This window comes from Chitinivorax sp. PXF-14 (genome assembly GCF_040812015.1).
GTDB lineage: Bacteria > Pseudomonadota > Gammaproteobacteria > Burkholderiales > SCOH01 > JBFNXJ01.
The window spans coordinates 150925-173272 of sequence record NZ_JBFNXJ010000011.1; the positions used below are offsets into that span (position 1 = coordinate 150925).

The following is a 22348-nucleotide window of genomic DNA, read 5'->3' on the forward strand; positions in this document are numbered from 1 at the left end:
CCGGACAGTCACCAAGCGCAAGTAACATGGAGTGGGGAGAGCTTCATGCAACACCAACAACAACTACAACATCAAGACAACCGGCGCCCCGCGGCACGCAGCGAGACGCCACGACTGCTGCTGGTCGACGACGAGCCGCGGCTGCGCAACAGCCTGCGCGACCTGCTCAGGTGCATACCGCTGGACGTGCACTGCGCCGGCAGCGGCCGCGAGGCGATCGCGCTGCTGCAGCAGCACCGCTTCGATCTGGCCCTGCTCGACCTTGGGCTGCCGGACATGAGCGGGCACCAGATCATGGACCAGATCCGTGCCCACGGGCAGGACCCGGAGATCATCGTGGTGTCGGGCAACACCGACATCGACTCGGCCATCGGCGCCTTGCAGCGCGGTGCCTTCGACTACGTGCGCAAGCCCTACGAGCCGGACGACCTGCTGCAGAAGGTGCAGAATGCGCTCGAAAAGCGCAGGCTCGCACGGGAAAACCGGCAGATCCGCACGCGGCTCGCCAATTCCGAGCGCATGTACCGCTACCTCGTCGACGCCTCCCCCGACCTGATCTACATGCTCGATCACCAGGGGCGCTTCTCCTACGTCAACGAGCGTGCCGAAGCCATGCTCGGGTTCAAGTCCAGCGAGCTGCTGGGCCGCCATTTTCTCGATTTCATCCATGAAGACGACCTCGACCGTGCGCAGTTCACCTTCAACGAGCGCCGGCGCGGCCCACGCGCGGCCCGCAATGTCGAGCTGCGCGTCAAGTGCGGCGAGAGCAAATCGATGTCGAACCATGCGGTGCGCGATGGCTACCTGACCATCTCGCTCAATGCCACCGGCCTGTATTCGCAGAAGTCGCCCGATGGCCGGCCCGAGACCTATCTCGGCACCTACGGCGTGGCGCGCGACGTCTCCGAACGCAAGCGCGCCGAGGAGCGCGTGGCGTACCACGCCTATTACGACACGCTGACCGACCTGCCCAACCGCGTGCTGTTCAACGACCGCCTGTCGCTCGCGATCATCCAGGCCACCCGCAACACCAAACAGCTCGCGGTGATGTTCATCGACCTCGACCGTTTCAAGACCGTCAACGACACGCTCGGCCACATCAAGGGCGATGAGATGCTGCGCGAGGTCAGCGCGCGCCTCAAGTCCTGCGTGCGCAAGGGCGACACGCTGGCGCGGCTCGGTGGCGACGAGTTCGCACTATTCCTGCCCGACATCCGCGCGCGGCGCGATGCCGAGGTGATCGCGCGCAAGATTCTGGACGAGCTGCGCCGCCCCTTCGTGCTCGACGAGCAGGAGTTCTACATCTCGTGCAGCATCGGCATCGCGCACTTCCCCGAGGACGGCGCGACGCCCGACAGCCTGCTGCGCCACGCCGACATTGCGATGTATCACATCAAGAGCCAGGGCAAGAACGGCTTCACCCATTTCGCCCTCGACATGCAGAGCACCACCGGCCATCTGCTGACGATGGAGGCCGACCTGCGGCGCGCCTTCGAACGCGGCGAATTCGAGATGTTCTACCAGCCGCAGTACGATGTCGCCACGCTCAGCATGGTCGGCTGCGAGGCGCTGATCCGCTGGCATCACCCGAGCAAGGGCCTGATGACGGCCGGCGAATTCATCCCCTATGCGGAGGAAGCCGGCCTGATCGAGCGGCTATGCCAGTGGGCGCTGCGCCAGGTCTGCCTCGACTTGAAAGCCTGGCACGTGCACGATCTGAGGGACTTCCGCGTGGCGGTGAACATCTCGCCGAAATATCTGGAACGCGATGGTTTCGTCGACGAGATCCTCGACAATGTCAGCGCCTTCGGCATCGCGCCGGAAACGCTGGAGCTGGAAATCACCGAGAACATCTGCATCAAGAATGTTTCGGACACCATCTCCAAGCTGCAGCAGCTGGCCGATTCCGGCCTGCGCATTGCCATCGACGATTTCGGCACGCGCTATTCCTCGCTCAACTACCTGCACCGGCTGCCCTTCCACACGATCAAGATCGACCAGTCCTTCGTGCACGACGTCAACGAGAGCACGCTGCGCGCGCCGGTAATCACCGCCATCATCTCGATCGCACGAGGGCTGGGGCTGAACGTGATTGCCGAAGGCGTCGAGACGCCGGCGCAGATGCAGTTCCTGGAAAAACTCGGCTGTCGCGAGATGCAGGGCTATTTCTTCAGCACACCGGTGCCGAAGGGCGAGATCGCCACGCGCCTGGCGACCCACCATGCGCCGTTCAACGGCGAGGGGCACCCGGCCCAGCGCCTGTCGGACTCACCGCGGACGACATGAGCCGCGGCTTGCGGCGGATGTTGGGATAACGGCAGGCGGAGCGCATCGACCAGGCAGATGTCGATGCGCTCACGCAGCGGGGGCTATTCCCCGTCGAGGCCGGCCTGCACCATCTCGGCAGCGCGGATCACGGCGCGCGCCTTATTCTGCGTTTCCTGCCATTCGCTCTCGGGCACCGAATCGGCGACGATGCCGGCGCCGGCCTGCACGAACAGCGTCTTGTCCTTGATCACGGCGGTACGCAAGGCAATGGCCACATCCATGTCGCCATTGAAGCCGAGATAGCCCACCGCGCCGGAATAGACGCCACGCTTGGTCGGCTCGAGTTCGGCGATGATCTCCATCGCGCGCACCTTGGGCGCGCCGGACACGGTGCCGGCCGGGAAGGTGGCGCGCAGCACGTCCATATTGCCCATGCCCGGCTTCAACTGCGCCTCGACACTCGACACGATGTGCATCACGTGCGAATAGCGCTCGATCACCATATTGTCGGTGACCTTGACCGAACCGGTGACGGCCACGCGGCCGGCGTCGTTGCGGCCCAGGTCCATCAGCATCACATGCTCGGCGATTTCCTTCGGGTCGTTGAGCAGCTCCTCGGCGAGCGCTTCGTCGAGCTCGCGCGTCTTGCCGCGCGGGCGGGTACCGGCAATCGGCCGCACGGTGACGGTCTCGCTTTCGCGGCGGACGAGGATTTCGGGCGAAGCGCCAACGACATGGAAATCGCCGAAATCGTAATAGAACATGTACGGCGACGGGTTGATCGAGCGCAGCGCGCGGTACAGCGAGATCGGGCTCGCGTCGTAGCGCATGCGCATGCGCTGGGCCAGCACCACCTGCATGATGTCGCCGTCGAGAATGTACTGCTTGGCTCGGCCGATCGCCTGCTTGAACGCCGCCTCGCCCATCTCCGACTCGGCAGTTGCAGGCTCGGTCTTGAACTGGAACGGGATCTTCACCGGCTGCCGCAGCGCTTCGCGCAAGGCGTGCAGCCTGGCCTGGGCACGGCCATAGGCGCCGCTCTCGGCCGGGTCGGCGTAGACGATCAGATAAAGCTTGCCCGACAGGTTATCGACCACGGCCAGCTCTTCCGACTGCAGCAACAGGATGTCGGGCACGCAGATGTCATCGGGTTTGTCCGCGTGATCGAGTTTTTTCTCGACGTAGCGGATGGTCTCGTAGCCGAAGTAGCCGACCAGGCCGCCACAGAAGCGCGGCAGGCCTTCCTTGGGTGCGGCCTTGAACTGTGCCTGGTAGCGCTCGATGAAGGCGAGTGGATCGCCCTCGTAGGTCTCCAGCACGCCGGCGTCGCTCTCCACCGTCACCTTGCGCCCGGCCACGCGGATGCGCTTTTGCGCCGGCAGGCCGATGAAGGAATAGCGGCCGAAACGCTCGCCGCCGACGACGGATTCGAGCAGATAGGAATAAGGCGCGTTGGCGAGTTTCAGGTACACCGAGAGCGGTGTATCGACATCGGCCAGCAGTTCGAGGGTAAGCGGGACGCGGTTGTAGCCGTGCGCAGCGAGTGCGCTGAATTCCTGTTCAGTCATGGTGGTCTGCCTTGAGCGGTTTGATCGGTTAATAGAGCGGAAAGCGTACGGCTAGCGACGCCATCGCCAACGCAGGATCAAACGGTCAGACAGGGCACTCATGATGATTGAGAAATCCAATAGGAAGTAAAACTCAGATAGAACTGGTATTCAACAGCAATTCGGCTGCGCCGACAAGCCCCGTCACCACATGATCGGCACCAAGCGCCTCGACCGGCCCCTCGTGGCGGTAGCCGTAAGGTACGGCAATGGCCAGCGCACCGGCATTCTTGGCGGCGAGGATGTCGTTCTGCGAGTCGCCGATCATGGCCAGCTCGGCCGGCGTGATCTCGAAGAACTCGCAGGCGTGCAAGAGCGGCAGGGGATGCGGCTTTTTCTCGGCCAGGCTGTCACCCGACAGGATCAGCTCGAAGAATGGCGCGAGCCCGGTGGCCAGGAGCAGCGGCTCGGTGAAGCGCTTGGGCTTGTTGGTGATGCAAGCCAGGCGCAGGCCGCCCTGCTTCATGCGGTGCAGGCCGTCGACCACCTCCGGGTAGGCCGTGGTTTCCACCGACAGCAGCGCGTCGTAACACTGCTTGAACAGTTCGACGCCCTCCTCCACCTGCGTCTGCGGCGGGTTGCCGTCGCGGCGGTCGAGCAGCGTGCGCTTGACCAGGCTCACCATGCCGTCGCCGACATAGGTCTTGACGCGCTCGACCGGCAAGGCCGGCAGGCCCATGCGTTCGCGCATACCGTTGGCGGCGCCGGCCAGATCGTTGATGGTGTCGAGCAGCGTGCCGTCGAGGTCGATGGCAACCGCGCGGATCGCGTGTCGGTTCATGGGGTCTCCCGGATATGTGTGACATCGCCGAAGCCGATGGCCTCGCCGTGCAGGTAGTCGAGCAGCCTGGCGGCAACGGCTGTCGGGCTCGCCAGGTCGCCATGCGCATGGTAGTCGCGGAACTGTTGCAGCAGCGGGAACTGTGCCGCCGAGGTCATACGGATCGCCGCCTGCATGGCCGTATCGATGATGCCAGGGGCGATCGAGGCGATCTTCACGCCGTCGTCGCGGTCAGCCTGTTCGAGCCCGACACAGCGCGTGTAGTGGTCGAGCCCCGCCTTGCCCGCGCAGTAGACGCTCCAGCCCTCGTAGGCGTTGCGGCCGGCGCCGGACGAGATGTTGAGTACGCGCTTGTCGATCTCCTGCCCGGCGAAGTGGCGGATGAAGGCATTGGTGAGCTGGATCGGCGCCATCAGGTTGGTGGCGAGGCTCAGTGCGGCATCGTCGTCGGCATAATCGCCGGCCGGCGCAATCGGCTCGACGCTGCCGGCATTGTTGATCAGGTAGACGCCCTGCCACTGCAATGCGGCGAGCGAGCTGAACAGCTCGTCGGCCACGTCGGACACCGCCTCGGTATCGGCGAGATCGAGCTGTATCGAGCGGTAGCTGTCCGCCTGGGCGGCCAGCGCGTTGTTCTCGGCCGATACCGTGCGGGCGATGCCGATCACGTGTGCGCCACGGCTGGCGGCCTTTTCCGCGAGTGCCAGGCCGAGCCCGCGCGACACGCCGGTGATGACGTAGCAGCGCATTGCCTAGACAGCCTTCGCCAGCTCGGCGCGCATCGCGTCGATCGTGGCCTTGTAGTCGGGCGTGTTGTAGATCGCCGAGCCCGCGACAAAGGTATCGGCACCGGCGCGCGCGATCTCGGCGATGTTGTCGACCTTCACCCCGCCGTCGATCTCGAGCCAGATCTCGCGGCCAGTCTTCGCCGTATATTCGTCGATGCGGCGGCGTGCCTCGCGCAGCTTGTCGAGTGTGCCGGGAATGAATTTCTGCCCGCCAAAGCCCGGGTTGACCGACATCAGCAGCACCATGTCGAGCTTGTCCATCACGTAGTCCATGAACGACAGCGGCGTGGCCGGGTTGAACACGAGGCCGGCCTTGCAGCCCGACTCCTTGATCAGGCCGAGGGTGCGGTCGACGTGGTCGCTGGCCTCGGGGTGGAAGGTGACGATGTCGGCGCCGGCCTTGGCGAACATGGTGGCCAAGGTGTCCACCGGCTTCACCATCAGGTGCACGTCGATCGGCGCCTGTGTCAGCGGGCGGATCGCCTCGCACACCATCGGGCCGATGGTCAGGTTCGGCACGTAATGGTTGTCCATCACGTCGAAGTGGATGATGTCGGCGCCAGCCGCGATCACGGCCTGCACCTCGTCGCCGAGCCTGGCGAAGTTGGCGGAAAGAATCGATGGGGCGATACGGAAATTGCGCATGGTTCAGCCTGTGTGGATGGTATGCCTGTCGTCAGCATAGCCGGCCTGCGGGCCAGGCATGCGTCGAAGCACGAAAGTGCGCCATTTTACCCGAGGCGCCGCGCTATATCGATGTTGGCTGAAATACGCCTGGAGAGCCTGCCCCGATGCAGCGCCGGGGCCAATCTCACCTTGCGATCGGGGCACAAATGGTGTGCAATTCCTGTATGCCCGAAAACCAGAAACACCAGATCTCGATCGATGCCGAAGCGATGTTCGTGCCCGAGCAATCGGACGCCACACAGGATCGCTACGTGTTCGCCTATCGCATCCGCATCACCAACACCGGCCAGGTCCCGGCGAAGCTGATCAGCCGCCACTGGATCATCACCGACGCCAACCAGCAGGTGCAGGAAGTGCGCGGCCTGGGCGTGGTCGGCGAACAGCCACACCTGCAGCCGGGCGAGCATTTCGAATACACCAGCGGCGCGGCGCTCCAGACCTCGGTCGGCACGATGAAGGGCAGCTACCAGATGGTGGCGGACGACGGCACCCACTTCGAGGCGCCGATCGCCGAATTTGTGTTATCGACGCCGCGCGTGCTGCACTGAGCGGCAGCCCAGGCTCAGTCGTCCTTCTTGCGCCGGCGCGGCATCGTCCACCACACGATGAAAATCGCCAGCGCCAGCGCCGTCCCAGCCTCGATCAGCAACCACGTCATATCATCTCCTTCCGGGCGACGCCCGCCGCAAGCGGCAGGCATACCTTATTTTGTGCACAATGGATTGTGAATGGGCGATTCGCCCGCATGTTCACAAGCTCGATGTGCCCCCCATTCTAACCAATCGCTGCCGTTTGCCCAGCCACAGCGGGCAGCAGCTGCCGAAAGCCCCGCATGCGTCCCTCCTCCAGCCCCGGCCCCGCGCCCACCAACCGTAACGACTGGCAGACGATCAAGACGCTGCTGCCCTATCTGTGGGACTACAAGGGGCGCGTGATCGCCGCCCTCGTCTGCCTGATCATCGCCAAGGTAGCAACCGTCAGCGTGCCGCTCGTGCTCAAGGGCGTGGTCGATCACCTCGACAAGAGCAAGGCCGTGGTCGCGCTGCCGGTGGTGCTGATCGTCGGCTACGGCCTGCTGCGGCTGGCGTCGACGGCCTTCGGCGAGCTGCGCGATGCGGTGTTTGCCAAGGTCACGCAAGGGGCGATCCGCGCGATCGCGCTCAAGGTGTTCAAGCACCTGCACGCGCTGAGCCTGCGCTTTCACCTGACGCGCCAGACCGGCGGCATGAGCCGCGACATCGAGCGCGGCACGCGCGGCATCTCCTTCCTGCTCAATTTCACGCTGTTCAACATCCTGCCGACGCTGATCGAGATCGCCTTCGTCGCCACAATCCTGCTCGTCAAATACGACATCTGGTTCACCATCGTCACCGTCGGCACCATCGCGATCTACATCGGCTTCACACTGTCGGTCACCGAGTGGCGCATGGTGTTCCGCCGCACGATGAACGACATGGACTCGAAGGCCAACACCAAGGCCATCGACAGCCTGATCAACTACGAGACGGTGAAATACTTCGGCAACGAGCGCTGGGAAGCTGGCCGCTACGACGAGGCGCTGGCCACCTGGGAGTCCGCCGCGGTGCAAAACCAGGTCTCGCTCGCCGCGCTCAATGCAGGCCAGAGTGCGATCATCGCCGTCGGCGTCACGCTGCTGATGGCGCTTGCGGCCAATGGCGTGGTGCAGGGCAAGATGACGCTGGGCGACCTGGTGCTCGTCAATGCCTTCCTGATCCAGCTTTACTCGCCGCTGCACTTCCTGGGCTTCGTCTACCGCGAGATCAAGCACTCGCTGGCCGACATGGAGAAGATGTTCAAGCTGCTGGGCGAGGACAAGGAAATCGAGGACAAGCCCGACGCCATCGCGCTCGCTACCGACCGCGCCGCCGTGCGCTTCGAGCATGTCGATTTCAGCTACGAGCAGAAACGCCAGATCCTGCACGACGTCAGCTTCGAGATCCCGGCTGGCCGCACGCTGGCCGTGGTGGGCAGCTCGGGTGCGGGCAAGTCGACGCTGTCGCGGCTGCTGTTCCGCTTCTACGATGCCGGCAGCGGCGCCATCACCATCGGCGGCCACGACATCCGCGACCTGACGCAGACGAGCCTCAGATCCCATATCGGCATCGTGCCGCAGGACACGGTGCTGTTCAACGACACGATCTACTACAACATCGCCTACGGCCGCCCCAGCGCAAACCGCGAGGAGATCATCGAAGCGGCCAGGTCGGCGCACATCCATGACTTCATCAGCAAGCTGCCGGACGGCTACGACACCATGGTCGGCGAGCGCGGCCTAAAGCTCTCGGGCGGCGAGAAGCAGCGCGTGGCGATCGCACGCACGATACTGAAGAACCCGCCGGTGCTGATCTTCGACGAAGCCACCTCGGCGCTCGATTCGCGCACCGAGAAGGCGATCCAGGCCGAGCTGCGCGAGATCTCTCAGGACCGCACCACGCTGATCATCGCACACCGGCTATCGACCATCGCCGATGCCGACGAAATCATCGTCATGGAACATGGCCGCATCGTCGAGCGCGGCACGCATCGCGCCCTGCTCGACCGTAACGGTGCCTACGCGCAGATGTGGGCGCTGCAACAGCAGGAAGAAGCCGGCAGCCTCGGCTGAGCACAGACACGGCGCCAGGGCCTGTGCCGGGCCCCGCGCCGATTGCATGACAGCCCCGGCCAGCGCCGCCCGCCACGGCGCACCGGCCGAAGCGGCAGCCGCTAGGCCTGGTCGAGCGCCGTGAGCGCCTGCCGCAACGGCTCGCGACAGCCCGCCGACGCGGGCGTCATCGGCAGCCGCAGCTCGTCGGCAATCCAACCCTGCAAGGCCAGGGCAGCCTTGACCGGGCCCGGATTGGGCTCGGAGAATAGCAGGCGGATCAAGGGCAGCAGCCGGTAATGCAGCGCCCGTGCGGCCTCCAGCTCACCGCGCTGGACATGCCGATACATCGCCACGTACAGATCGGGCCGGATATGGGCCGCGGCCGAGGCGGCGCCCCGTCCACCCAGGCACAGGCAGGGGAAGATCAGGTGGTCTTCGCCGCTCCACACGCTGAGCGGCGTCTCCTCGATCAGCGCCATCAGCTGCGGCATATTGCCGCCTGCGCTCTCCTTGATCGCCACGAACTGCGGGTTGGCGCTCAGCGCCTTGACGGTGGCGACCTCGATGTTGACGCCGGTGCGGTAGGGAATGTTGTAGAGGATGATGGGCTTGTCGGTGGCCGTCGCGACGGCCTCGAAATGGCGCCGGATGCCGTCCTGCGACGGACGCACATAGTAGGGCGCCGTTACCATCAGGCCGGCGATGGCGAACTCGCCAAAGCGCCGCGCGGCGCCGGCCACCGCCCCGGTGTCGTTGCCGGATACCCCCATCACCACCGCGCAGCGCCCGTCGACGCTGGCGATGACGGCGTCGAGCAGCGCGATCTGCTCGGCCTCGCCGAGGGTGGCCGGCTCGCCGGTCGTGCCGCACACGATGAGCCCGGCGATGCCGCTATCGGCCAGGTGTGACGCCAGCCGGCGAGCAGCGGTCAGGTCGAGCCTGCCGTCGCGGAAAGGGGTAACGAGGGGGATCCAGATGCCTTCGAATTGACTCATACTATTGCCTCAAGTGGGTTGACGAAATCGTGCGCCGGCAGCGTTGGCTGCCATCGATCCCGCCAGGTCGGCAAATCGGATCGGTCGCGCGCGTCGTCAGGCTTGAGGTTAACTCCCAGCATCCCGTCCGGTGGCCCACCCGACGGGACAGACTGCCCGTCAGATGAGCATCTGTTTTTTCGATTTCTTGCCGGCCATGCGCCCGCTCGACGCAAGCACGACGGCAACCGGCACGGTGACGTGACGGGTGGCGATCAGCTTGACAAGGGCAATGGGCATCGTGAGAAACGGCGACAAGAGGAAGCGACCCGCCGACTATAGCCGCGTGCGCCCGCTGCCGTCAAACGCGCCATCGGCCCCGGCGGTGCGCTACAATTCGCCATCCCGTGAGCGGGCTCCGGCCCACGCTCACCGCGGCGGGCCGTGCCCGTAATATTGCCATTGTCAATTTCACCCCCTCGGCCCACGTGCACCACGGCGGGCGTGCCCGCCAGCCCATACGAGACGCCAATCATGTTCCGAAACGACATCCTCTCCCAACTCAACGAAGCGGCCCAGCTGCTCAACCGCTTCCTCACCGACGAGGCGCAGCTGGCTGCCATCGAGTCCGCGGCGAAGCTGCTGGTGCAGAGCTTCAGGCAGGGCGGCAAGGTCATCTCCTGCGGCAACGGCGGCTCGCATTGCGACGCGATGCACTTCGCCGAGGAGCTGTCCGGCCGCTACCGCGACAACCGCCCCGCCCTGCCGGCGCTGGCGGTGTCGGACCCGGCGCATATCTCCTGCGTCGGCAACGACTACGGCTTCGATCATATCTTCTCGCGCTTCGTCGAGGCCGTCGGCCGGCCAGGCGACGTGCTGCTGGCGATCTCGACCAGCGGCAACTCGAAGAACGTGCTGCTGGCGATGGAGGCCGCGCGCAAGCTCGGCATGCAGATCATCGTGTTGAGCGGCAAGGATGGCGGCAAGATGCGCGGCCTGGCCGATGCCGAGATCATCGTGCCGCACCAGGGCTACGCCGACCGCATCCAGGAGATCCACATCAAGGTGATCCACATCCTGATCGGGCTCGTCGAGAAGGGCATGGACTACGCCTGAGCCTGGCCTGGCAAGGTAAGGCAGAGGAAGAAGGCGCTCTAGTTTGGCGCGGATGCGCGCCCACATGGCAAGGCTGGCAGGGGAGGAAGTTACGTTCGGACACGCCGGGCCGAAGCCCGGCGTACCTCACGCGGCCGGTCACGCCATCCCACGCCCCGGCCTGGCGCCCCCACAAGGAGATGGCATGAAATCGTGGTGCAGCGGCCATGCTGGCCGCGGTGCCCAGAACCCGATCAGGCGCGGCGTTCGCCGACCTTGATGATCTTCATGGTATTCGTGTGGCCGACCTGGCCCACGATGTCGCCCACCGTCACCACCACCAGATCGCCGGGTTGCACCAAGCCCTGGCGCAGCAGCTCGAGCTCGGCCTCGGCGACCAGCTCATCACTGTGCGTGGCCTTGTAGGCGAGCAGGCTCGGGAACACGTCGCGGAACAGCGCCATGCGGCTGTAGGCGCTGCGATCCGGCGTCAGGGCGTAGATCGGCACGCCGCAGTTGAGGCGCGACATCCACAGCGCGGTTGAGCCGGTCTGGGTCAGCGAGGCGATTGCCTTCACCTTGAGGTGGTTGGCGGTGAACAGCGTCGCCATCGCGATCGACTGGTCGACGCGCGTGAATTCACGCTGCAGGAAATCGCGGTCGAGCGAGTAGTCGGCCGACTTTTCCGCCTCAAGGCAGACACGTGCCATCGATTCGACCGTTTCCACCGGGTATTTGCCGGCGGCGGTCTCGGCCGACAGCATCACCGCGTCGGTGCCGTCGAGCACCGCGTTGGCCACGTCCGACACCTCGGCGCGCGTCGGCACCGGGCTCGTGATCATCGACTCCATCATCTGCGTGGCGGTGATGGTCAGCTTATTGCGGTCGCGTGCCAGGCGGATCATGCGCTTTTGCAGCGCCGGCACGGCGGCATCGCCGACCTCCACGGCGAGATCGCCGCGCGCCACCATGATGCCGTCGGAGGCCTCGATCACCTCCACCAGGTTGGTGATCGCCTCGGCGCGTTCGATCTTGGCCAGCAGCAGACCCTTGCCGCCGGCAGCCTTGAGCAGCGTGCGTGCCATATACATGTCGGCGCCGCTCTTGGGGAAGGACACGGCCACGTAGTCGGCGTCGATCTGCGCCGCGACCTTGATGTCCTCCATGTCCTTGGCCGTCAGCGCCGGGGCCGTCAGGCCGCCGCCCTGGCGGTTGATGCCCTTGTTGTTCGACAGCACGCCGCCGACACGTACCCGTGTGGTGATCTCGCTGCCGCACACCGCTTCGACTTCGAGCACGATGCGGCCATCATCGAGCAGCAGCATGTTGCCGGGGCCGACATCGTTGGGCAGCTCCTTGTAATCGAGGCCGACGCGCTCCTGGTTGCCGACCTCGCAATTGGCATCGAGCACGAAACGCTCGCCGTTGTTGAGCGTGACCTTGTTCTTCTCGAACTTGCCGACGCGGATCTTCGGGCCTTGCAGATCGACCATCACGGCCACCGGCACGCCGCGCTTGGCGGCTGCGGTGCGCACCACGGCGGCGCGGTCGATGTGGTCTTGCGCGCTGCCATGGGAGAAATTGAGGCGAACGATGTTGACGCCGGCGGCGATCAGTCGTTCGAGCGTCGCCGCGTCATTGGAGGCGGGGCCCAGCGTGGCGACGATTTTGGTACTGCGCTGCATTCACGAACTCCTTCTATTTCCGCCCACCGGAGCGAAGACGCGGGATACATCGGGCGGCAATGTTGTAATTTTATTTCTTATATTTAACGCAACCATCGCATTATAGAGGTAACTTGATTACACTTTTCATTAGTGTAAACCCCTGCCCCGCCACACCTCAATAGCCGGCGTACCGGCGCTGGATCTCGTCATAGCTGCCGTTGCGGCGGATCGTCGCCAGGCCGCGGTTGAAGCTGTCGCGCAGCGCCTCATCGCGGAAGGCTGCGCGGTAAGGCGTCGGCGGAAAAATCGCATGATAGGTCACCGCTTGGCGGATATCGACAAGCGAGCCGATTTCCTGGCGGAAATAGTCGAAGATGCGCCGGTCGGCGACGGCGACATCGACACGGCCGGCAAACAGCAGGATGTCGCGCGTGACCTGCTTGGCCTGCTCGGTGTACTGCGGGCTCTTGGCGACGGCCGCGCGGAACTGCGGGCCCAGGTTGGTCGAGGCGCGCTGGAACGCCGTCACGCTGTAGCGGGACAGGTCGTCGATGGTATGGATGTCGAGATGGCGGTCGCTCAGCGTGATCGCGTAGTTCTGATACACGATGTAGACATCGGAGTAGTAGGCCTCGATGCCACTCTGCTCGGAGGTAGTGGTGATCACGTCGATCAGGCGGTTGCCGAGCAGCGCATGCAGCCGCCCCTGCGGTGCGAAATAAGGCTGCGCGGAAACGCCCACGGCAGCAAACGACGCCATCACGATATCGTATTCGAGGCCGGCCCTGCCCTGCTCGAACACATAAGGCGGCTTGTTGACACCGAAGCCGACGACGATGTCGGCGCGGGCCAGGGCGGCCAGCCAGCAGGACACGATCAACAACAGCCAACGCATATGCACTCCGGGATATGCTTATTTATAGACGGTCCCGCCGGCCTGCGCCGCGCCCTGCTTGCGGCGGTCTATTTCGGCAGCGGCACGGCCACGATGCGGAACGGCCTGGCGGGCTGGCCAGCCTTGCGCTTGTCGAACAACAGGTCGAGCTGGCCTTCCACCACGTATGCGGTATCGTTGCGGATATCGAGCGCGGTCGGGCGCGCCAGGCCATCCTGCACGGTCTTCACCGTACCGTTCTCGCCCATCCAGTCGATGCTGGACAGCCGCCCCTCGCCTTCCACCACCAGCAGCTTGCGCTTGGCTTGCGTGCGCAGCCCGTCGGCGAGTTTCAGCGGGCGATCGAGCAGGATTTCCTGCACCTTGCCGGCGGCGCCATCCCAGCGCACCGGGATGCGGTAGAGCCGCCCGGTCACGCCCGTCACCACCATCAGCGCGCCCATGCCGTCGACGGTGATGCCGCTGACGCTGAAGCCTTCCTCGTTCCAGCGCGGATCCTGAGCCCAGGGCTGCAGCTGGGTGTCGTTGCGGCGCAGGCGCAGGATCGCGCCATGCTGCGAATCGGTGACATAGACGGTGCCGTCGCGGCCGATCGCCATGTCGTTGCAGTAGGCGCCCTCGGGCAGCTCATAGCTGGCCTTGGGCCGCCCGCTCTTGGAGTCGAAGGACTTGAGCGCCACCGGCGCCTTGCCGCTCAGCGTGCCGACGCCGGGGTCGGACGAGCAGGCCCAGAGTATCTGCGCGCGTTCGTCGACATTGAGCCCCGCCACCGACACCAGGCCATTGCTGCCGGCTGCGATGAAGGGCTCGGCCTGCCGGCTGCCCGGCGCCACGCGGTAGATCGCCCCCTGCTTGATGCTGCCGACGAACATCGAGCCATCGTTGGCAATCGCGATCCCCTGCGGGAAGAACTGCTCGCCGGGGATCGCGATGTCGTCGGCCGCTGCGGCCAGGCCCGCCAGGCCGGCAAGCAGCAAGCCGCAGATAAGCTGTTTCATGGGGTTCTCCTGAATTCTGGTTGGCATGGCGCCCGCCGGATGGGCGCGGCGCCCAGCGCCGTCGTCACACAGCCGGCGGGGCCCACGCCAGACGCGTGCCGGGCAAGCACCATCAGCAGGTGCCGCACACGACGACAAGCGGGAATGGGCCGGGCCGGACGGCGGGCCTCATTGCAATGCATACAATGCATCAGGCGCCGGTACGGTTGACGCCCCGGCGGGATGGATCAGCGGCCGCGCGGCTTGTTGCCGAAACCGCCCTGGCCCTGCGGGCGGCCGCCACCGCCCTTCTTGCGATTATTGCCCTGCCCCTGGCCTTGTCCCTGCCCTTGGGCACGCGGCTGGCCCTGGCCATGCCCCTGCGCACGTTGCTGCCCCTGGCCACGCCCCTGTCCCTGACGGGCGCTGCCGGGGTTGCCATAGTTGATATAGCCCTGGGTCGGATCGCTGCCACCCAGCTCGTGCATGGTCAGCGAGATGCGCGGCGGCGGCGGCGGCAGGTTGACCGGCTGATTTTCATCGTAATTGATGCTGTTGCCGGGCTGGCGCGGCGGCGGCGGCCGGTTCTTCTGGCGGGCCTGCTGCTGGCCAGCAGGTGCACCCTGTTGCTGGGCGGGCTGGCGCGGGCCTTTGCCTTGCGGCTGAGCCTGCTGGCGGCCCTGGCGTTGCTGCCCTTGCCCCTGCTGGCCCTGCTGCGTCGCGTCGGCGGCTGGCTTGTCCTGCGGCGCCTTGTCCTGGCGGCCCTGCGGCTTCTGCTGTTTTTGCTGGCCGCCGCCTTGGCGCTGCTGCTGGCCCCTGCCCTGACGCTGCTGGCGTGGCCCGCGCTCGTCGTCGTCGCCCTGACGGCCACGCTGGATCGGCTCCGGTGGGCGGCTCAGGTCGGCTTCAAAGCCGGGGATATCGACACGCGGCACCGCGACGCCTGTCAGCTTTTCGATGTCGTCGAGCAGCTTCAGCTCATCGACGCACACCAGCGAGATCGCCTCGCCACTGGCGCCGGCGCGCCCGGTGCGGCCGATGCGGTGGACATAGTCCTCGGCCACATTGGGCAGCTCGAAATTGACCACGTGCGGCAGTTGCTCGATGTCGAGGCCACGCGCGGCGATGTCGGTCGCCACCAGCACCGGGATCGAGCCATCCTTGAAGCCGGCGAGCGCCTTGGTGCGCGCGCCCTGGCTCTTGTTGCCATGGATCGCGGCAGCGGCAACACCGTGCTTTTCCAGGTATTCGGCGAGGCGGTTGGCACCGTGCTTGGTGCGCATGAACACCAGCACCTGGCGCCAGCTTTGCGACTGGATCAGATGCGTCAGCAGCTCGCGCTTTTTCTCCCGGTCGACCAGGTGCACGGTCTGGGCGATGCGCTCGGCCGTGGTGTTGGGCGGCGCCACCGATACCAGCCTGGGGTCGCGCATGAAGCCGCCCGCGAGCTTGCGGATGTCGTCGGAGAAGGTGGCCGAGAACAGCAGGTTCTGCCGCTTGGCCGGCAACAGCGCGAGGATCTTGCGCACGTCGTGGATGAAGCCCATGTCGAGCATGCGGTCGGCCTCGTCGAGCACCAGCGTCTCGACCCCCGAGAGATCGAGGATTTCCTTGCCCACCAGCTCGAGCAGGCGGCCCGGCGTGGCGACGAGGATATCGATGCGCGTCTTCACCGCCTTCACCTGCGGGCTCAGGGCCACGCCGCCGAATACGGTCTTGGAACGCAGTTTCAGGTTCTTGCCATAGGTGGCGACCGATTCCTCGACCTGCGCGGCAAGCTCACGCGTTGGGGTCAGGATCAGTGCGCGCGGGTGCGCGGGGATGACGGTCTTTTCACCGAGGCTCAGCCGGTGCAGCAGTGGCAGGGTGAAACCGGCCGTCTTGCCGGTGCCGGTCTGTGCGGCGGCCAGTACGTCGTGGCCGGCCAGCACCAGCGGGATTGCCTGCGCCTGGATCGGGGTGGGCGAGGTATAGCCGCTGTCGGCAACAGCATGCAAAATAGGTTCGGCCAACCCAAGGCTGGCAAAAGTCGTGTCGGACATGCAGAAACTCCAGCTGTGGCCTGTCGCGGTTGGCGACACCAATCAAGGGCTGGTAGCTGTTCAAGGGTGTTGAAGAAAGAGGCGGCAACGGGGCTGATGCTTAGCAAGACATCGTCTCGCCGTTGCCACCCCGGCAGGCGGATTGGTACGCTGCCGGGCAGCCTGAAGTATACAGGCATTTGCTTGAGAATGGACTATTTGACATGGCTATGCAAGGCATTTCCGCCCTCATGGATTTCCCGCATCGGGTTGCCTCCGCCATCCGTAGCGCGCAGGAAAGCGGCGCGCTGGCGCCGACCGTCACCGAGTCGACGGTGCTGGCCGATGGCGGTGTCGACTTCTCGGTGCGCTGGGTGTCGTCGCTTACGCGCAAGGACGAGGCCAGGCGCGTCGCGACCGCGCCGGACTTCAACCCGTTTTTGCCTTACGAGCCCGGCCTGTTCGTGGGCGAGCTGGGGCCCGGCCATGTCGCGCTGCTCAATAAATTCCCGGTCATCGCCAACCATGCACTGATCGTCACCCGCGCATTCGAGGCGCAATTGGCGCCGCTCAATCTGGCCGATTTCAGCGCCCTCGCGGCCGCCATGGCCAGCGCCGACTGGCTTGCCTTCTACAACGGCGGCGAGCTGGCTGGCGCGAGCCAGCGCCACAAGCACCTGCAGCTGGCGCCGCTCGCTGCAGACGGCAGCGGCCGTTGCCCGATCGAGGCGCTGCTGCCCGCCACCGCACCCGCCGGCGTGGCCACCCGTCTCACGGCCCTGCCCTTCGCCCATGCCTTCGTGGCGCTCGACGCCAGCCGCTTCAATCAGCCCGGCGAGGCTGCGGCGATGATGCTCGACGCCTGGCAGGCCGCCTGCGCGCACGCGGCCGTATCTTGCCATGCCGGGCAGATGGCGCCGTACAACCTGCTGCTGCGCCGTGGCTGGCTGCTGCTCGTGCCGCGTCGGGCGGAGCGCTGGGAAGGCATCTCGATCAACGCGCTGGGCTTTGCCGGCTCGCTGTTCGTCAAGCACCGCGACGACATCGAGCGCATCCGTGTGGCCGGGCCGATGCGGGTGCTGGCGGCCGTGGCGGGCTCTGCCACTCGCGAAAGCCCCGGGCGCGGGCTAAGCTGAAATCGTCCGCCCTCGCGGCGCCCACCCGCCACCGTCATCGTCATGAGCCTTTTCTCCTCCGCCGTCGGCGCCCTACAGAGCTGGCGGCGGCGCCAGCCACTGCGCGTCTACATCGGCGTAGTGTTCATTGTGCTGATCCTGATCACCGGCTTCATCATCGGCGTTTACACGCAGCGCGAAACTACGCGCATGCTGCTGTCGGCCGGTGATGTGCTGTTCGAGCGCGTGCGCCAGGAAACCCGCCTGGGCGTGGCCAACCACCTGCAGCCGGCCGAGACGGTGGTCAGCCTGTTCTCGCACCAGCGCATCACCCAGTCGCGCAGCATGGCCGAGCGGCTCGACAGCGTGCCCTATATGGCCGAGGCGCTGGCCGCCAACCCACAGCTGTCGGCGCTGTATGTCGGCTACGACAACGGCGACTTCATGCTGCTGCGCCCGCTCGACAACGACGCATTCGCGCGCCAGATGCGGGCCCCGGGGCGGGCGCGCTACCTGTTGCAGAGCGTCGAGCGCGACGAGGCAGGCCGCTTCAACGGCGCCTATCGCTTCTACGATGCCAACCTGTCGCCGCTCGCCTACCGGGCCGACCCCGGCTACCGTTTCGACCCACGCACACGGCCCTGGTACGCCCTGGCGCGCGGTACCGAGCAGCTGGTGATGCCCGAGCCCTATGTATTCTATTCGACACGCGAGCCGGGCCTGACCATGGCGCGGCGCGCGGTGCACGGCAACGCCGTGGTGGCGGCCGACATCACGCTCGACGAGCTGTCGCGCTCGCTCGCCAGGCTCAAGCTGACGCCATCGACCGAGCTCGTGCTGCTCGACGACAAGCAGCATGTGCTCGCCTACCACGACACCACGCGCCGTGTGCTCGCCACGCCCGAAGGCAAGCTGCGCCTCGCCACGCTGGCCGAGCTGCGGCTACCCGCGGTGAGCCGGCTGCTGCGGAGCGAGGCGCACCACGGTTCGGTCGAGCTGAGCCAGGGCGGCCAGGGCTGGGTCGGCTTCGTCGAGCCGATCGAGGTCGCCGGCCAGCATTTCCTGCTCGCCGTGGCCGTGCCGCGCGACGAGCTGCTGAGCGACGCCGAGCGCATGCGGCGCAACCAGTTGTGGCTCGTTGCCGCCACCATCCTCATCACGCTGCCGATCGCCTGGCAGACCGGGCGCTGGATCGCCAGGCCGCTGCAGCAGCTGGCCGACCGGGCACGCGCGATCGAGTCCTTCGATTTCCGCCAGCCGATGGACGCGCATTACCGCGTGCACGAGGTGGACGAGCTGGCGCGCGCCATGTCGAGCATGGAGACCACGATCAGCCACTTTCTCGACCTCTCCGCCGCGCTCGCCGCCGAGCGCCACCTCACGCCGCTGCTCGAACGCGTACTGGAAGAGACCACGCATGCGCTGCAGGCCTCGGGCGGCGTGATCTACCTGGCCGACGACGACTCCACCCACGCCACCCTCAGCGTGGCGCACGGCAGCCTGCCCGAGCTGCCGCAGATCGTCTCGCTCAACGGCGACGAGCCCGATGCGCTCGGCTTTGCCGAGCTGTTTGCCGACGCGGTGAAAAGCAGCCGCACCGAGCTCGCCTGCCTCACCGATGCGCACACCTGTTTCGCCGCCGTGCCGCTGTTCAACCCGCGTCACGAGGCGGTGGGCATGATCGTGATGTTCATGGACCCAGCCGCCAGATCGCTGAGCGACGCCACAGTGGGCTTCGTCGAGGCGCTGTCGGGCACCGCCGCGATCTCGATCGAGGCGCAGCGCCTGCTCGATGCGCAGAAGACGCTGCTCGAATCGTTCATCCAGCTCGTCGCCAGCGCGATCGATGCCAAGTCGCCCTACACTGGCAGCCACTGCCAGCGCGTGCCGGTGCTGACCAAGATGCTGGCGCGCGCCGCCTGCGACGCAAGCACGGGCCCGTTCGCCGACTATACCCTCAGCAGCGAGGAATGGGAGGCGCTGCACATCGCCGCCTGGCTGCACGATTGCGGCAAGGTGACGACGCCCGAATACGTGGTCGACAAGGCCACCAAGCTCGAAACCCTGCACGACCGCATCCACGAGGTGCGCATGCGCTTCGAGGTGCTCAAGCGCGATGCCGAGATCGAGTACTGGCGCGCCCTCGCCAACGGCGCGGAGCAAGGGCCGCAGGCCGAACGGCTGGCGCGGATGCTGGCCACGCTCGACGAGGAATTCGCCTTCATCGCGCACTGCAATGTCGGCGGCGAATCGCTGTCCGACGACGCCATCGCGCGCATCGCCGAGATCGCCCGACGCAGCTGGCGGCGCACGCTCGACGACCGCCTCGGCATCTCGCACGACGAGCTCGAACGCAAGGCCGCGACGCCCGCCCCGGCCCTGCCGGTGGACGAGCCACTGCTGGCCGACCGGCCCGACCACCTGATCGCGCGCGGCGAGCACGAGCGCATCGCACCGGACAACCCCTGGGGCTTCAAGCTCGACGTGCCGCAATACAAGTACAACCGCGGCGAGCTCTACAACCTCAGCGTGGCGCGCGGCACGCTGTCGGCCGAGGAGCGCTACCAGATCAACGACCATATCGTGCAGACCATCATCATGCTCAACCACCTGCCCTTCCCCAAGCACCTGAAATCGGTGCCCGAGCTGGCCGGCGGCCACCACGAGAAAATGGACGGCACCGGCTACCCGAAGCGCCTCACGCGCGAGCAGATGAGCGTGCCGGCGCGCATGATGGCGATCGCCGACATCTTCGAGGCGCTCACTGCCGTCGACCGTCCCTACAAGCAGGGCAAGACGCTGACCGAATCGCTCACCATCATGGCGCGCATGCGCGACGGCCGGCACATCGACGCCGAGCTGTTCGCGTTGTTCCTCGAAAGCGGCGTCTACCTCGACTATGCCCGCGCCTACCTGCGGCCCGAGCAGATCGATGCGGTCGACATCGGGGTTTACCTGCGGGGCCCGGACAGGCCGGCCACGCAGCCGGTATAATCGCCCCGACACGATTTCAACGACACTCCACGCCACGAGGACACCATGAGCCGCATTTCCCTCAGCCGCTACCTGATCGAGCAGCAGCGCCAGAACGACGCCATCACGCCCGAGCTGCGCCTTTCCATCGAAGTCGTCGCCCGCGCCTGCAAGGCCATCAACCACGCCATCCGCAAGGGCGCGCTGGCCGGCGTGCTGGGCGAGGCCGGCACCGGCAACATCCAGGGCGAGGCGCAGAAGAAGCTCGACGTGATCGCCAACGACGTGCTGCTCGATGCCAACGAATGGGGCGGCCACCTCGCCGCTATCGCCTCCGAGGAAATGGACGACCCGCACCCGATCCCCAACGACTACCCGAAGGGCGGTTTCCTGCTGCTGTTCGACCCGCTCGACGGCTCGTCCAACATCGACGTCAACATCTCGGTCGGCACCATCTTCTCGATCCTGCGCTGTCCTGACGGCGTCGATGGCGCCAGCGAAGCCGCCTTCCTGCAGAAAGGCAGCACCCAGGTCGCCGCCGGCTACACCGTCTACGGCCCGCAGACCATGCTCGTGCTGACGCTGGGCAACGGCGTGCACGGCTTCACGCTCGACGCCGAGATCGGCAGCTGGGTGCTCACCCACCCCGACATGAAGGTGCCGGAAGAAACCAAGGAATTCGCCATCAACATGTCCAATATGCGCCACTGGGAGCCGCCGGTTAAGCGCTATATCGACGAGCTGCTGGCCGGCAAGGAAGGCCCGCGCGGCAAGGACTACAACATGCGCTGGGTGGCTTCGATGGTCGCCGACGTGCACCGCATCCTCACCCGCGGCGGCGTCTTCACCTACCCGCGCGACAAGCGCGAACCGGAAAAGGCCGGCAAGCTGCGCCTGATGTACGAAGCCAACCCGATGTCCTTCATCATCGAGCAAGCCGGCGGCGCCGCTACCAACGGCCACCAGCGCATTCTCGACATCCAGCCGGAAAAACTGCACCAGCGCGTGGCGGTGTTCCTGGGGTCGAAGCAGGAGGTGGACGTCGTGACGCAGTATCACCGCGAAGGGTGAGCACCAGGGAAGGCAAGCAAGGGCGCGGCCGCAGTTGAGGCCGCGCTTTTTGTTTGTGGCGGTGGGCCGCTCATTGCAGTTGTCCGCTCGTTGGCGAGCAGTGTGTGTGAGGCAGCCTGGGCTTGGCAGCCCCGGTGGCCTCGCCCCAAGCTGCTGCGCCACCGGCAGTCTGGCGCTTGCCACCCTACCCCTCTCCCTTGACGGGAGAGGGCTGGGGAGAGGGTGAGGCGCCACCGCGCATTACGGCCAGCCATTCAATGCAACGCGCTGCGCGTCGATTGCCCCGACTCAAACGGCACGGGTTGATCTTGTTGAGTTCAGGCCACGCTTGCTACAACACAGCTCCCCCGGCGCTTCAATTACCCCCGACGACTCAATGGCGCAAGTTACAACCTTGGATTTGATCAAGCCAGGTCAACCGGGTTCGTCAACACCATGCACGGCGAATATATTTTTTTCGAGATCGATGCCGACCGTGATAATGCCCATGGACTTCCGCTTTCGATGAATTGATAAGGGAAAAAGATGCTCGGTAATATTCTTGGTGTTGTTGAAAAAACCAACACCCGCCCGTTGCTTATTACGTTCATTGCACTGAGTTTTGTAACCCTCTTAAATGGGGGTGCATTACTGAAAAACCCGTTCTCTGAGCAAGCCTTCGGAATACCGGTCGCCATATTGTTTGCTTACTGCGTGGTCTGGTACTGGAGTAGCTTAATTCACTGGCTCAACGCCTCCTTATCTAGTAACGACATAGCAAGCTTCGGTCCATTAGTAGGCTGCTCTATACTCGCTTTCTGTTTGCTAGTAACCTTTTGGTA

Annotated in this window: 16 protein-coding genes and 1 pseudogene; 8 read left to right on the top strand and 9 right to left on the bottom strand. The window is 65.6% G+C overall.

The features are described 5' to 3' along the window. Positions 1 to 45 precede the first annotated feature (45 nt). Entirely contained in the window at positions 46 to 2286 is a 2241-nt protein-coding gene (locus tag ABWL39_RS14350) for a putative bifunctional diguanylate cyclase/phosphodiesterase (RefSeq protein ID WP_367792466.1), read from the top strand. A gap of 83 nt (positions 2287 to 2369) precedes the next feature. Here ABWL39_RS14350 and trpE read toward each other — a convergent pair whose 3' ends face one another. From trpE to rpe, 4 genes are all read right to left on the bottom strand, one after another. Continuing rightward, entirely contained in the window at positions 2370 to 3836 is a 1467-nt protein-coding gene (gene trpE, locus ABWL39_RS14355; protein WP_367792470.1) for an anthranilate synthase component I, read from the bottom strand. 133 nt (positions 3837 to 3969) lie between these two features. Next, positions 3970 to 4656, bottom strand: a complete 687-nt coding sequence (locus ABWL39_RS14360) for a phosphoglycolate phosphatase (RefSeq protein ID WP_367792474.1) — start codon at positions 4654 to 4656, stop codon at positions 3970 to 3972. Beyond that, positions 4653 to 5405 (bottom strand): SDR family NAD(P)-dependent oxidoreductase, encoded by a 753-nt coding sequence (locus ABWL39_RS14365; protein ID WP_367792477.1) that lies wholly within the window; start codon positions 5403 to 5405, stop codon positions 4653 to 4655. The genes ABWL39_RS14360 and ABWL39_RS14365 overlap by 4 nt, the downstream gene beginning before the upstream one ends. 3 nt (positions 5406 to 5408) lie before the next feature. Further along, a complete protein-coding gene (rpe, locus tag ABWL39_RS14370; protein WP_367792480.1) occupies positions 5409 to 6089 on the bottom strand; it encodes a ribulose-phosphate 3-epimerase in 681 nt (226 codons plus the stop codon). Positions 6090 to 6295: 206 nt separating this feature from the next. Here rpe and apaG point away from each other — a divergent pair, with 206 nt between their 5' ends. Then, positions 6296 to 6679 (top strand): Co2+/Mg2+ efflux protein ApaG, encoded by a 384-nt coding sequence (gene apaG, locus ABWL39_RS14375; RefSeq protein WP_367792484.1) that lies wholly within the window; start codon positions 6296 to 6298, stop codon positions 6677 to 6679. A gap of 284 nt (positions 6680 to 6963) precedes the next feature. Continuing rightward, positions 6964 to 8757: an ABC transporter ATP-binding protein/permease gene (locus tag ABWL39_RS14380; protein WP_367792487.1), complete on the top strand. Its 1794-nt coding sequence runs from the start codon at positions 6964 to 6966 to the stop codon at positions 8755 to 8757. A gap of 101 nt (positions 8758 to 8858) precedes the next feature. Here ABWL39_RS14380 and dapA read toward each other — a convergent pair whose 3' ends face one another. After that, positions 8859 to 9734, bottom strand: coding sequence for a 4-hydroxy-tetrahydrodipicolinate synthase (dapA, locus tag ABWL39_RS14385; RefSeq protein ID WP_367792490.1), 876 nt, complete (start codon positions 9732 to 9734; stop codon positions 8859 to 8861). Between the two features lie 513 nt (positions 9735 to 10247). Here dapA and lpcA point away from each other — a divergent pair. Then, entirely contained in the window at positions 10248 to 10829 is a 582-nt protein-coding gene (gene lpcA, locus ABWL39_RS14390; RefSeq protein WP_367792493.1) for a D-sedoheptulose 7-phosphate isomerase, read from the top strand. A gap of 233 nt (positions 10830 to 11062) precedes the next feature. Here lpcA and pyk read toward each other — a convergent pair whose 3' ends face one another. The 4 genes from pyk to ABWL39_RS14410 form a co-directional block, all read right to left on the bottom strand. Next, a complete protein-coding gene (gene pyk, locus ABWL39_RS14395) occupies positions 11063 to 12493 on the bottom strand; it encodes a pyruvate kinase (RefSeq protein WP_367792496.1) in 1431 nt (476 codons plus the stop codon). Positions 12494 to 12650: 157 nt separating this feature from the next. Then, on the bottom strand, positions 12651 to 13370 hold the full coding sequence (locus ABWL39_RS14400) for a substrate-binding periplasmic protein (protein WP_367792499.1): 720 nt from the start codon (positions 13368 to 13370) through the stop codon (positions 12651 to 12653). A gap of 68 nt (positions 13371 to 13438) precedes the next feature. Beyond that, positions 13439 to 14368 (bottom strand): SMP-30/gluconolactonase/LRE family protein, encoded by a 930-nt coding sequence (locus ABWL39_RS14405; protein WP_367792502.1) that lies wholly within the window; start codon positions 14366 to 14368, stop codon positions 13439 to 13441. Positions 14369 to 14595: 227 nt separating this feature from the next. Further along, positions 14596 to 16389 carry a DEAD/DEAH box helicase gene (locus ABWL39_RS14410; protein ID WP_367792505.1) on the bottom strand — a complete coding sequence of 598 codons (1794 nt, stop codon included), beginning with the start codon at positions 16387 to 16389 and terminating at the stop codon, positions 14596 to 14598. Between the two features lie 203 nt (positions 16390 to 16592). Between ABWL39_RS14410 and ABWL39_RS14415 the strand changes: the two genes are divergently transcribed. From ABWL39_RS14415 to ABWL39_RS14430, 4 genes and pseudogenes are all read left to right on the top strand, one after another. Then, on the top strand, positions 16593 to 17504 hold the full coding sequence (locus ABWL39_RS14415) for a DUF4922 domain-containing protein (RefSeq protein ID WP_367792508.1): 912 nt from the start codon (positions 16593 to 16595) through the stop codon (positions 17502 to 17504). Between the two features lie 42 nt (positions 17505 to 17546). After that, positions 17547 to 20477: an HD domain-containing phosphohydrolase gene (locus ABWL39_RS14420; protein WP_367792511.1), complete on the top strand. Its 2931-nt coding sequence runs from the start codon at positions 17547 to 17549 to the stop codon at positions 20475 to 20477. A gap of 45 nt (positions 20478 to 20522) precedes the next feature. Beyond that, positions 20523 to 21527 carry a class 1 fructose-bisphosphatase gene (locus ABWL39_RS14425; RefSeq protein WP_367792514.1) on the top strand — a complete coding sequence of 335 codons (1005 nt, stop codon included), beginning with the start codon at positions 20523 to 20525 and terminating at the stop codon, positions 21525 to 21527. Positions 21528 to 22052: 525 nt separating this feature from the next. Next, positions 22053 to 22348: pseudogene (locus ABWL39_RS14430) on the top strand (hypothetical protein); the annotation flags it as partial.

What these genes read in the sequence shown, in the direction of transcription:
- dapA (WP_367792490.1), bottom strand. Translation starts at nt 9,734, where the DNA reads ATGAGTCAATTCGAAGGCATCTGGATCCCCCTCGTTACCCCTTTCCGC.
- ABWL39_RS14415 (WP_367792508.1), top strand. Translation starts at nt 16,593, where the DNA reads ATGGCTATGCAAGGCATTTCCGCCCTCATGGATTTCCCGCATCGGGTT.
- apaG (WP_367792484.1), top strand. Translation starts at nt 6,296, where the DNA reads ATGCCCGAAAACCAGAAACACCAGATCTCGATCGATGCCGAAGCGATG.
- ABWL39_RS14380 (WP_367792487.1), top strand. Translation starts at nt 6,964, where the DNA reads ATGCGTCCCTCCTCCAGCCCCGGCCCCGCGCCCACCAACCGTAACGAC.
- trpE (WP_367792470.1), bottom strand. Translation starts at nt 3,836, where the DNA reads ATGACTGAACAGGAATTCAGCGCACTCGCTGCGCACGGCTACAACCGC.
- ABWL39_RS14410 (WP_367792505.1), bottom strand. Translation starts at nt 16,389, where the DNA reads ATGTCCGACACGACTTTTGCCAGCCTTGGGTTGGCCGAACCTATTTTG.
- ABWL39_RS14365 (WP_367792477.1), bottom strand. Translation starts at nt 5,405, where the DNA reads ATGCGCTGCTACGTCATCACCGGCGTGTCGCGCGGGCTCGGCCTGGCA.
- ABWL39_RS14425 (WP_367792514.1), top strand. Translation starts at nt 20,523, where the DNA reads ATGAGCCGCATTTCCCTCAGCCGCTACCTGATCGAGCAGCAGCGCCAG.
- ABWL39_RS14400 (WP_367792499.1), bottom strand. Translation starts at nt 13,370, where the DNA reads ATGCGTTGGCTGTTGTTGATCGTGTCCTGCTGGCTGGCCGCCCTGGCC.
- pyk (WP_367792496.1), bottom strand. Translation starts at nt 12,493, where the DNA reads ATGCAGCGCAGTACCAAAATCGTCGCCACGCTGGGCCCCGCCTCCAAT.
- ABWL39_RS14420 (WP_367792511.1), top strand. Translation starts at nt 17,547, where the DNA reads ATGAGCCTTTTCTCCTCCGCCGTCGGCGCCCTACAGAGCTGGCGGCGG.
- ABWL39_RS14350 (WP_367792466.1), top strand. Translation starts at nt 46, where the DNA reads ATGCAACACCAACAACAACTACAACATCAAGACAACCGGCGCCCCGCG.
- lpcA (WP_367792493.1), top strand. Translation starts at nt 10,248, where the DNA reads ATGTTCCGAAACGACATCCTCTCCCAACTCAACGAAGCGGCCCAGCTG.
- rpe (WP_367792480.1), bottom strand. Translation starts at nt 6,089, where the DNA reads ATGCGCAATTTCCGTATCGCCCCATCGATTCTTTCCGCCAACTTCGCC.
- ABWL39_RS14360 (WP_367792474.1), bottom strand. Translation starts at nt 4,656, where the DNA reads ATGAACCGACACGCGATCCGCGCGGTTGCCATCGACCTCGACGGCACG.
- ABWL39_RS14405 (WP_367792502.1), bottom strand. Translation starts at nt 14,368, where the DNA reads ATGAAACAGCTTATCTGCGGCTTGCTGCTTGCCGGCCTGGCGGGCCTG.